General features: G+C 54.0%; 8 protein-coding genes. All 8 read right to left on the bottom strand.

The window, feature by feature from the left end; genetic code table 11:
* Positions 1-8: 8 nt before the first annotated feature.
* The 8 genes from PS2015_RS00660 to PS2015_RS00625 all read right to left on the bottom strand — a co-directional run bounded on the left by PS2015_RS00660 (position 9) and on the right by PS2015_RS00625 (position 11,403).
* Positions 9-737: an SDR family oxidoreductase gene (locus PS2015_RS00660; RefSeq protein WP_058020356.1), complete on the bottom strand. Its 729-nt coding sequence runs from the start codon at positions 735-737 to the stop codon at positions 9-11.
* A gap of 65 nt (positions 738-802) precedes the next feature.
* Positions 803-2,146, bottom strand: coding sequence for an efflux RND transporter periplasmic adaptor subunit (locus PS2015_RS00655; protein WP_058020355.1), 1,344 nt, complete (start codon positions 2,144-2,146; stop codon positions 803-805).
* Positions 2,143-5,292 (bottom strand): efflux RND transporter permease subunit, encoded by a 3,150-nt coding sequence (locus PS2015_RS00650; protein WP_082627876.1) that lies wholly within the window; start codon positions 5,290-5,292, stop codon positions 2,143-2,145. Before PS2015_RS00650 ends, PS2015_RS00655 begins: the two co-directional genes overlap by 4 nt.
* Positions 5,293-5,433: 141 nt before the next feature.
* A complete protein-coding gene (locus tag PS2015_RS00645) occupies positions 5,434-7,092 on the bottom strand; it encodes a cation:proton antiporter (protein ID WP_058020354.1) in 1,659 nt (552 codons plus the stop codon).
* A 5-nt stretch (positions 7,093-7,097) separates the two neighbouring features.
* On the bottom strand, positions 7,098-8,909 hold the full coding sequence (locus PS2015_RS00640) for an ABC transporter ATP-binding protein (protein ID WP_058023067.1): 1,812 nt from the start codon (positions 8,907-8,909) through the stop codon (positions 7,098-7,100).
* A gap of 158 nt (positions 8,910-9,067) precedes the next feature.
* Positions 9,068-9,799: a class I SAM-dependent methyltransferase gene (locus PS2015_RS00635; RefSeq protein ID WP_058020353.1), complete on the bottom strand. Its 732-nt coding sequence runs from the start codon at positions 9,797-9,799 to the stop codon at positions 9,068-9,070.
* Between the two features lie 124 nt (positions 9,800-9,923).
* Positions 9,924-10,112 (bottom strand): hypothetical protein, encoded by a 189-nt coding sequence (locus tag PS2015_RS00630; RefSeq protein WP_058020352.1) that lies wholly within the window; start codon positions 10,110-10,112, stop codon positions 9,924-9,926.
* A gap of 76 nt (positions 10,113-10,188) precedes the next feature.
* The gene (locus tag PS2015_RS00625; protein WP_058020351.1) at positions 10,189-11,403 is read right to left on the bottom strand and encodes an FAD-dependent monooxygenase; all 1,215 of its coding nucleotides are present in this window, start codon (positions 11,401-11,403) and stop codon (positions 10,189-10,191) included.
* Positions 11,404-11,498 lie beyond the last annotated feature (95 nt).

Here is an 11,498-nt window from a genome sequence, read left to right as displayed (position 1 = left end):
AAAATGTATCAGCCGCGGCCCAGAAAAGGCTGCCGCGGATCCAGAACAGTAGCATCAATAATCGTCGTATTATCCGGCATACTCAACATCAGAACTGCCACGCGAGCAATATCTTTCACTTCCATCTTGGGTTCATCAACCACTGACTGCGGCGCTTTATCCCAGATATCGGTGTGCACATTTCCTGGATGCAGGCAGCTCACCATAATGCCCAGCTCGCGCCCGTCAATCTGTAGAGCACGTGTCATGCCCTGCAATCCGAACTTGCTGGTGGTATAGGGGACAGAACCAAAGCGTGGTGTCTGGCTGGAAATACTGCCGATATTAAGAATGCGTCCGCCGCCGTTGTCTTTCATAACACGAAAGGCTTCACGGGAATAGAGAAATGCACCGGTGAGATTAGTATCCATGACCATCTGGAAATCTTTTGCCCGCAGGTTCTGAACGGCACCAGCCCGGGCGATACCGGCATTATTGACCAGCATATCCACTTTGCCGAATTTTTGTATAGCCAGCTCAAACACTTTAATAGTGTCCTCTTCGCTGGCGACATTGGCGGCTACGCCGTGCATATCAGGGTGCCTGGTTTTCTCCAAGGCCTGATCAACACTTTCCTGCGACCGTCCGGTAATGAGCACCCGCGCGCCTTCAGCCAGGCAGGCCACGGCGATTGCCAGGCCGATACCACGGGTGCCACCGGTAATAATAATGGCTTTATCAGCCAATAGCTGTGACATCTGATTCATCCTCAGTTTGACTCTAAAACAGTGAGGATGACGATATCATGCTATAGCGCGATCGACTACTGCAGGGCGACAGTGGCCTCGGTCTGCTCGCTGCCTGCCAGTTCAGTGCCAGTAACCGGATTTACCAGCAGTCCGGTTACGGCAGTTGGCAACTGAGACATCATGATCTGATCTCCCCGGCTGAGCTCCGGCGAACGAACAAGAATACGATAATTTCCCTCCTGATCGGTATATTCACCCACCCGCTCAATGTCCACCGCCTGCAGGCGGGAATCAGCTATGCGATAGACTCGTGAATTGTCATACAGGGCATGCAGGGGCACAGCTACCACATTGTGCTCCGCTGGCAGGCTGAGCGTGAGATTGATGATGCTGCCCAGAGTCAGGGATGGATCTGCATTAACATGAAAATAGCTGTCAATGCCGCTCTGACCTGATTTGACACTTCCAGCCAGTCCACGCAACTCGAACCCAAGCTGGCGTCCATGCATGTCAGACTTCGCCACCACCGGCTGTCCTTCAAGCATGTCGGCACGCAGCTTCTGCGCAATCTGTGTGGGGACAGATGCCCTCACCTGCAGGCTATCGTAATCAGCAACCTGCACCAGCGCAGCGCCCGCAGACACTCGGTCGCCGACGGCCACCTCCAGGGTCTCAATTCTGCCATTAAAGGGCGAGCGAACCTGAGTCTGAGTCAGCTCCAGTTGCGCTTGCGCCAGTCGGGCCTGCGCCTCTTCCAGAGCCGCCTGCGACTGGATTAACTGATTCGGGAAGTCGCTCAAGGTCGCCTGGTGACGGGCGTGCACCATGGCTCGCTCATTTGCCTCGTGACGCACTTCGTCCAGTTGTGCATCGGCGATCATCCGCTGTTGGTGCAAGGACTGAAAGCGCTTCAGTTTTTCGCTCGCCATATCGGCCTGTGCCTGGTGATGCTCGCCAAGTGTCTTTGCCAACTGCCATTCGCTCTGTACGCTCGCCAGGGCCGCCTCTGTGCGACGTACAGCGGCTCGCGCCGCCTGCAATCTGAGATTAGCCTCCCTCTCATCCAGGCCTATAATGACATCGCCTTTATTGACCCAGTCACCTTCACGAACCCGAACTTCAGCAACATCAGCAGTGACACTGGCTCGCAGGCTGGCCAGTTGCGCCGTCTCCAGTTTGCCATAGACCTGCAAACTGGGTGACAGCGCTGCCGGTTCAATAACGCCATAGGAAACCGGCCACTCGCGTTCAACCCTTTCCATGGGTGCCGCCTCGGGTCCAGTCGCAACAACAAGAGCACTCAACAGAAAAAACATGCCCAGAATCATCACACCAGCGGCCTTACCACCAATGTACTTGAAACGGTCAATACCACGGCCCCAAAAAAATCGTCGTCTGACCATCATTTGTTTACTCATGACTGCATTCCCTCTTGTTCAGGCTCTGCGTTCAGAGCCGCTGTGACAGACACCAGCCTGCCTACTTTACTTTTTACGTTCTCAATCATCACTATCAGCGCGGGCACCACCAACAACACCAGCAGAGTGGCAAAGGCCAATCCGAAAACCAGGGTGATGGCAATGGGCACCATGTAGATTGCCAGGCTGAATTTCTCGAACATCAGCGGCGACAATCCGGCCACCGTTGTCAGCGATGTGAGCACCACTGCGCGGAACCGGGACAGGGCAGCACTGCGCACTGCATCGAGCAATGCTTTGCCGGCCGCCAGCTCGCGACGCAAAAAACTGACCAGTACAATGGAGTCGTTGACCACCACACCTGTCAGAGCAAAAAAGGCCAGCATCGACATCATGCCAATATCGACGCCCATTACCCAGTGCCCGGTAATGGCGCCGGTCAAACCAAGGGGAATGGCGACCAGCACGGCAAACGGCCAGAGGTATGATGAGAACGACCATGCCAATATCAGGTAGATAAAGACCAGCGTCATCATGCCTCCCAACTGCAGGGTAGCCAGCAGTTGTTGATTTCTTAAATTCATGCCTCCCAGATCGGAGCTGAGCCCGTAGCGTTGATTGATCTGTGGCAGGACATCTTCACGCACCGATGCCAGCACACGTTCGGCATTATTGACATGACTGTCGACTGACGCACTGACCATAACCGACATGGATCCATTGTTGTGATTGATCACATCAATGCCACGGCGGGTTGAAAGATCGGCGACCTGGCGAAGCGGCACGATGCTACCCAGTGGTGTGCGAACCGGGAACTGTGCCAGAGAAGCGATGTTGTCGCGCTCCTGATCAGGCAACATCAACATGACTTCCAGTTCACTGTTGTCCAGATTAAAAATCTGCACCCGGTTACCGTAGTAAGCAGACCTTAACTGTTGCCCCAATGAGGCCGTCGTCAGACCCAGTGATTTGCCGGTCGGCGTGATAGAGAAAATCATCTGGTCACGACCATAGGGAAGATTGTCAAAGATATTGCTGACGCCTTCGTAGTCAGCCAGTGCCGCCTGCAATTCTTCAGAGGCCTGCTTGAGCACATTGATATCATCGCCGCGCAGTACCAGATTGATATCCGGCGCACCGCCGTTGGCTCCACCACGGACTTCAAGTACCAGTTGTTCCACATAAGGGAATGGCTCAACACGCTGTCTCCATTCATCTACAAAGGTCTGCGGAGTCACTTCATACTCATCCTCCCAGGCATATTCGATGCGCATAGAGCTGTAGTGCAGGCCGGATTTATTTTCCTGATTGATACGCGCCACATTATCTCGCACGTAGTAACCATTGATATTGACATCGTTATAGCTGCCATTGGTGTCCTGCATGGTTTGCTCAAGGTGGCGCATAAACGTTTCCCGCTGATCCGCCGTGGCATCCATGGTGAACTGCACGTTGGCCTCCAGCATCTGCAGGCTCATACCCAATACAAAATTCACGCCGGCCCGACCACTGATTACCAGGCTGAATGAGAGAACTACGCAGCCGAATGCTGTCAACAAGGTCGCACCCGGGCGTGCCAGCGCCAACTCCAGCAAGGGGCGATAATACCGATCGCGGAAACCAAAGAAGGCAGCATTAAACTTCTGTCTGAAGGCTGATGGCTTCTTGTGGGCCATGTTGCTGAAACCATGCTTCAGGTGTGCCGGCAATATCAGGAAGCACTCAATCAAAGAGGCGACAATCACGCAGAACAACACCATGGGCATGGTCTGGATCACGGCACCCATTTCTCCTCCGCCAATCAGCAGCGGAACGAAGGCGGCAAGCGTGGTCAGTGATGATGTAACAACTGGCATGAACATACGTCGGGCAGCGCCGGACGCAGCGTCCTCGGGGCTAAAGCCCTGCTCATGCAGACTGACCGCATCTTCGCCCACCACTATGGCATCATCAACAACAATACCCAACGCCATGATGAAGGTGATCAGCGCCAGGATATTGATGCTGCCAGCAAATACGTAGTAATAAATAACCGTTGCGAACAGAAAGCTGACCGGAATACCAATCGCAACCCAGGCCGCAGTGCGAGTATTCAGGAACAGAAAAAGGGTCAGCAGCACCAGCACAAGACCTGACCAGGCGTTACTGGCAATCACCGCCAGTTGCTGTTTCAGCAATACCCAGACTTCCTGATAGACATCAATACTGATGCTGTCAGGCAATTGCGAGCGAGTCTGATCAAGCCAGCTTTGCATGATACGGGCGGCAGTCAAGGCATCGGAATCTGTCATTCGGTACAGATTCATTTCGATGGCCGGCAGACCTTCTTTACTGAGTACCGGCTGTCCTGCTTTGGCGCGCTTTTCAATCTGTGCCACGTCACCCAGCCTGAATAGTTCGCCAGTGGCCGGATTCTGGACATCCATCTGTTCAAATTCATGCATATCGCGACGTTGATCAAGACCCCGCAACTGCATTTCTCCCTGATTGCGCGCGACAACGCCGGCCGGCACATCCAGGCTGCGATATCTGACCTCAGCCGCCAGGCTGTCCAGCGTAGTATTCAACGCCAACAGATCTGCGCTGGAGACCTGTATCGCCAGTTCCTCTTCAGGCAGGCCGGTGATTTCAATGCGGTCGATTCCTGCCGCGTACAGCTCTCTTTCAAACCGCTGCACCATTGGCACCAGCTCGGCGACACGACTGCCACCAGTGACAATCAGAGACGCGATATTCTCATAGCTGGTACCACGTCGGGCAACCAGAGGCTCCATGTCCGGCGGCAGATTTCGGATCTGCGCAATGCGATCATTCACATCGTCCAGTGCCCTGCTCAGATCGGCGCTGAACATGAACTCCACTTCGATACCTGCAGAGCCCTGTCGGCTGGTGGACGCGATCTGCTGCAAATTTGGCATGGTGCGAAGCTGCTGCTCAATGGGAATAACGATCAGTTGTTCCACATCTTCTGCAGAGGCACCCGGCCAGCTGGCATTGATGAGCACATAAGGCCATTCAACCGAAGGGTCTAATTGCGTATTGACGCGGGTGGCTGCCCAGATACCGGACAGAATCATCATGATCATCGCCAGATTGGCGGCAACCTTATGGCGGGCAAACAAGTCGATAATGCTGTTGTGGTTCATTGACTTTTCCTGCGAATATTCCTTTTTATGTAAAGGTTAATTCACAGATCGTGCCAATGTTTTATCACATTGTTTTATATCGAATTTTTAACTGAAGATGTAAATCACACACTCATCTGGAGCTGTGATTTCAACCAATTTTTAGTGAGTTTTACCACTTTCGTCAGGAGCCAGGATCCAGTCGGCAGCCTTTGCCGAGGCATCCAGAAAGGGTTTCAGCACCAGGTCAGCACCAGCCTTTTCCAATCGAGATGCATCCAGGCTGTTACTGGCCGTCAATGCCACCCTTCCCTGGTAACCTTCCCGCCTCAGGCTATTGAGCAGGGCAAGGTTCACATCAGCCTCACGAGCCGTACTGACAACCCATCTTATATACACAAGCGGCAATGATTCGAGAAGCTCCGGATCACCAGCGTCACCAAAGCGCACCTGCAGATTTTCTTTAGCCTGACTTCTGACAACTTCCGGATCAATATCAATACCAAGTACTTTTTTACCCTGCTCGCGAAGCATATCTGCAATGCCGCAGCCATAGCGCCCCAGACCAAAAATAAGTATCTCAGGCCGCCCCTTTTCATCGGTGTCATACTCGGTTTCCCGATAGGCTTTTTTCCTCTCGAAAATTGACAGAAGAGGCGCCAGCCGCTCATACAACGGGTGCGAGTAGAGGATCATATAGGTTGAGCCGCTGATCGTGATAAGCCCGACCAGTGTTATAAGGCCGACAGTATCGCGATCCACATGCCCCAGGCTTAAACCGAGGGCCGCCAGTATCAACGAGAACTCACTGATTTGCGCCACAGTCAGACCCGCCAGAAACCCCGTACGCTTCTGGTACCCCATATAACCCATGATCGCCATCACAATGATCGGGTTACCAATCAAAACAAACAGCGACAGAATAATCGCCGGACCCACCTGACTGCCCAGAGTCGCCAGCTCCAGACCAGAGCCCAGTTCAATAAAGAAAAACAGCAACAGGAAATCTCGCAGACTGACCAGCCGCGCCCCGATGACTTCCCGAAACGGCGTAGAGGCCAATGACACACCCGCCAAAAATGCACCGACTTCTTTGCTGAAGCCCAGATAATCACCGATGGCCGCCATAGCAACGGCCCATGTGATGGCAAACAGGATGAGCAGCTCTGCGGAATGGGCGATATGGCGTGTCAGCGATGGCAAAACATATTTCATCAACAAAGCAACAGCCACCAGCATGCCCGCGCCTTTCAACAGCACCAGCGCCATTTCCATGGCCAGGGCATCCGGTTCAGCCGCCGTGCCGGCTCCCAGCGCTGTCAATCCGATCATCGCCAGAACAACCACAATATCCTGCACAATCAGAAAACCGACGGCGACCCGGCCATGCAGTGCGTCGATTTCTTTTTTATCGGAGAGAAGTTTGACGATGATGATGGTACTGGAGAAGGTCAGGGCGACCCCGACATACAAGGCACCGACTGTCGACATGCCCAGCATCAGTGCAATCAGAAATCCGAATACGGATGTGAAAAGCACCTGACCGAGCCCGGTTGCCAGCGCCACCGGACCCATGGTCCGGATAATATGCAGATCCAGCTTCAGACCCACAACAAACAGCAGCAGGGCGATGCCCATTTGAGCCAATAGCTCTATCTGCTCGCCACCGTCAGCCCAGCCCAGCACGGACGGTCCCAGGATAATGCCGGCTGCCAGAAATGACACAATCAGTGGCTGACGCAGCATCAACCCCGCCGCACCGACCACTGTGGCTACCGCCAACAGGGCAGCAAACTCCAAAAACATACTCTCAAAGCCCATACGCTCTACTGGTAACCCTTTGCCTGCAACTCAAATAGCGTAGCATATTGGCCACCCAGTGCCAGCAGACTTTCGTGGTCGCCACGCTCCAGAATCTGCCCGTGTTCCATCACCACAATCTGATCAGCAATACGGACCGTTGAGAAGCGGTGGGAGATAATGATCGAAATGCGATTGCTGGTCAGTTCCCGGAAGTGCGCAAAAATATCGGCCTCGGCGCGCGCATCAATGGCAGCCGTCGGCTCATCCAGAATCAACACCTCGGCACGGCTGCGCATAAAGGCCCGACCCAGGGCAATTTTCTGCCACTGCCCACCCGACAGATCCATACCGTCGCGAAACCAGGTGCCCAGCTGGGTGTCATAGGCCGCCGGCATATTTTTTATGAAATCGGCCGCCAGACCTTTTTCGGCTGCCTCTTCGACCAGCGCGCGATCATCCATAAAATCCTTGTCGCCCACACCGATGTTTTCACCCACTTTGAGCTGGTAGCGGGCAAAGTCCTGAAAGATCACGCCCAGCTTCTGGCGCAGGGTATCCATCTCCCACAGCTGCAGATCCAGCCCCTGGTACAAAATACGTCCATGGGTTGGCGTATAAAGTCGAGTCAGAAGCTTGATGAGCGTTGTCTTGCCAGAACCATTTTCGCCCACTATTGCCAGACTTTCACCCGGCCGGATGTGAAGATTGATATTGTCCAGGGCAGGGCGCTGCGCACCCGGGTAGTAGAAACTCACGTTCTCAAAACGAATACCATCGTCGGGCAGGGGACCTGCGGTTTGCTCGCCGGTTGGTTCCGGTACATTGTGGCCAAGGTACTCAGTCAAATTGGACAGATACAGATTGTCCTCATACATGCGGTTAACTGAAGCCAGGCAACTGGTCACTGCTCCCTGTCCCTGTCGGAACACAGCGATATACATGGTCATCTGACCCAGAGTAATTGCACCTGCCACTGCAGCAAAAGCCACCCAGCCATAAGCAAAATAAAACGCCACACTGGCAATCAGGCCCAGCACATAACCCCAGAAACCGCGGCGCAGCACCAGATTACGGTCTTCCTTGTAGATGTTTTTGAAAATGTCGATGTAGCGTTGCAGAAACAGGCGGCCAAGCTGCATTAGCTTCACTTCCTTAACGCCATCTTCTCGGGTCAGCACCATTTCCAGATAAATCTGCATGCGCCGCTCGGCCGATCGGCGGCGCTGATTTCTGAAGGCTTCTCCGGAATATTTAGCTTCAGCCAAAAATGCCGGCACCCCGGCAAAGCTGAGCAGCAGGACCGCCCAGATAGAGAATTGCAGCAGCAGCGCCGCATAACTGACCAGCGAGATGCCATCACGAATCAGGTCAAAGGTGGCAATCACCAGACTCAGTGGTCGGCTGGAGGCTTCGCGGCGCGCTCTGACAAGCTTGTCGTAATACTCCGAATCTTCAAAATTCGCCAGCTCCAGGGTCAGCGCCTTCTCCAGGATCATGACGTTGACTTCATTGCTGAGCAGTGCGCGCAGAATGGATTGGCAGACCGTGTTGGCTTTTTGAGCACCTGTCATTAATACAACCAGCCCAGCCTCAATCAAAACGTAGCGCAGCAGGTCTGATTTCAGGGTATCGCGCGCATCGCCTTCGGCAGCAATGGCAGCGACCACCGCATCAACAATCAACTGGCCAACCCAGGCGATGGCGGCCGGCAGAAGACCCGCTGCCAGCGTTACCAGCGCCATAACAATAGTCAGCGTCGGACTGGCACGCCAGACAATATCAATGGCTACGCCGCTGTAGCGAAAAACGGATGCAAAACGGGTTAACCATTGCAGTGGCGTAAAAACAGGTAGTGAGGCTTTCAAAATACGGTTTTCTGTCTCTGGAATTTAACAGGATCCATGCTGCAACTTTCTATACAAAAACCATCAGGGCCGCCATCCGGTTGAATGACTCAACCCGATGGCGGCCCTGATTTTACGATTTTAATGGATCAGGGCTTCATGGCTCTGACCACAATACGATCGGTATTGCGACCCAGACTTGCGTCAAACGGCCCACTGGTTCGGGGATCATCTGCCGCATGCAGCAGATCACTGACACCCGTCACCACATAACCCGCCTCGGTGACAGCCTGCACAACTTCATCCAGAGTAATGCGATGCAAAGCGGCGTTATCCGCTCCGATGTTGCCACGATGATCAATAATGCCGAGCGTGCCACCGGACTTCAGTACGTTCTTGACCGCTGCCAGCATGGCTTGCGCCGCTGCCGGATTGCCGTTGTAAAGATCATGGAAGTTCAGTGCGGTCAGGGCAAAATCGACCGATCCGGCCGGGACTGTCAGATCACCGAAACCCTGATCAACACGCTGCACGTTGGGCAGACGGTTATTGGCCAGACGCTCCTGTACACCCGCTTCAGTGTTACGCATACCCAGCGACTGCGGGCTATTCTGCATAAGCACTGTGCCATTGGGGCCCACCGCGTGCGACAGGACTTCAGTGTACCAACCGGTGGAGGCCATGATGTCCAGTGCGGTCATACCTTCTTCCAGGCCCAGAAAGTCCAACACCTGAACGGGCTGACGGGATGCGTCACGTTCTTTGTCCGCCGCAGGACGATCGGAATTGTTGAGCGCCTGAGCCAGTCGTGCCTCGTCAATGGCATGCGCCTGACCGAAGACCAGAAGCACCACTGCCAGAATACCGCCTAATTTTTTCATGTTGAAACCCTCCCGGATTATTATTTTCCAGATTTATCTGTTCACGTGAGAACCATCTGTTCACACAACAGCATAGGGCAAAAATGCGGCAGAATACAGGGAAATCGGGCGATGCAGGGCCTGCTTAATGCAGGCGGCGGGATTCCATCAGCTCCTCTTCGAACAATTGTTTGACACGCAGCAGCTCCTGCATATCGTTTTCTGACTTGAGCAGCGGCAAGTGGTTCTCAATATCCTGAATGATATTGGTGATACTGCTGGTGTCCAGCGTGCTCAGATCCACGTCAAAAGGCCAGGGCACTTCATGGCTCATGGAATTCTCCCGGAAACAATCTTCAGTTACCTATTTAGATCGTCCCGCATGAGTGAATCTTTAGAGCTATTTTGTCTTATCCGAGAGCTTCACGCACAAGTTGTTGTTTCAGCAAAGGCAGACGATTAACGGCTTTCATGGCGGTATTACGCAGCCAGCGCACCGGCAGAGGCTGCTCTGCATAAAGACGCTTGAACCCCTCCATGACGGCCATCATGCCCAAATTATGAGGCTGGCGGCGGCGCTGATAGCGGGCAAGCACCAGCGGATCGCTGAGTTTACGCCCCGTTCGCAGCGCTCTTAGTAATTCTTGGCTAAGCGCCTGCGCATCCTGTAAGCCCAGATTGGCGCCCTGTCCGGCCAGCGGGTGAATACTGTGGGCGGCATCACCTATCAGCACAAGGTTGTTGGCATGATAATCAGCGGCATGGCGCTGGCGCAGAGGAAAACTATACCTCCCGGCAGATTGTTCTACCTTGCCAAGCCACTGCTCACTGGCACGGGTCAGCGCCCGGCAGAATGCTTCATCATCCATCGCCAGCAGTTGCCCGGCACGCTCAGTCTGTACTGACCAGACAATAGAGCAGAACTGCTGGGCATCGGGCTCATCGCCCTGCAACGGTAAAAAGGCCAGAACACCGGTGTCCATAAAGATCTGACGCGCCGTGTGTTGGTGAGGCAGTGTCGTTTTTACCGTGGTGACAATCGCCTGATGCGCATAATCCCACTCCCTGGTTTTAATGCCAGCCAGGGCTCGCAAAGGCGAAGTCGCCCCATCGGCGGCAACAATCAGCTCAGCTTTCAGGTCACCCGCCTCAACTGTCCGAAGCAAGTACTTACCCTCAGCGTCTTTCTCAAGTGCACTCACACGGGCGGGCGCCAGGACCTCAATATTGCTGCATGCTTCGATCTTGGCATACAGGGCTTGAGCGATAACTCTGTTTTCAATGATGTGACCCAGTGAGTCACTATGCACCTCGCTGGCGTCGAAGTCGATACTGCCCGTGCCATCAGCCTCTCGCACATGCATATGGGTATATGCACAGGCGCGTTGCTGTTGAATCTGAGGCCACACTTGCAGCTCTTCGAAAAGCCGCTGAGAGCCATGTGTGATGGCGCTGACACGGGCATCAAATTCATTGTCAGCCAGTTGATTGACTGTCGGCAGAGGTCGGGCATCCAGCAAGGCCAGGCGCACACCGCTACCCGCCAGCGCCAGCGCTGCCGTCGCACCGACCATACCCGCGCCGACAATAATGATGTCGAAAGACTGTTGTTCCGCTTGCCCCATCGGGATTGCTCACTCATGAATCAGTTGATGCTGACTGCATTCTGTTGAATACTGCCGTGCAACAGACTTTACCATTAATTTGCCGTCAAGCAGGA

This window comes from Pseudohongiella spirulinae (assembly GCF_001444425.1).
Lineage (GTDB): Bacteria > Pseudomonadota > Gammaproteobacteria > Pseudomonadales > Pseudohongiellaceae > Pseudohongiella > Pseudohongiella spirulinae.
Note: the sequence above shows the minus strand (reverse complement) of the source record. Positions and strands in the feature narration are given on the sequence as shown.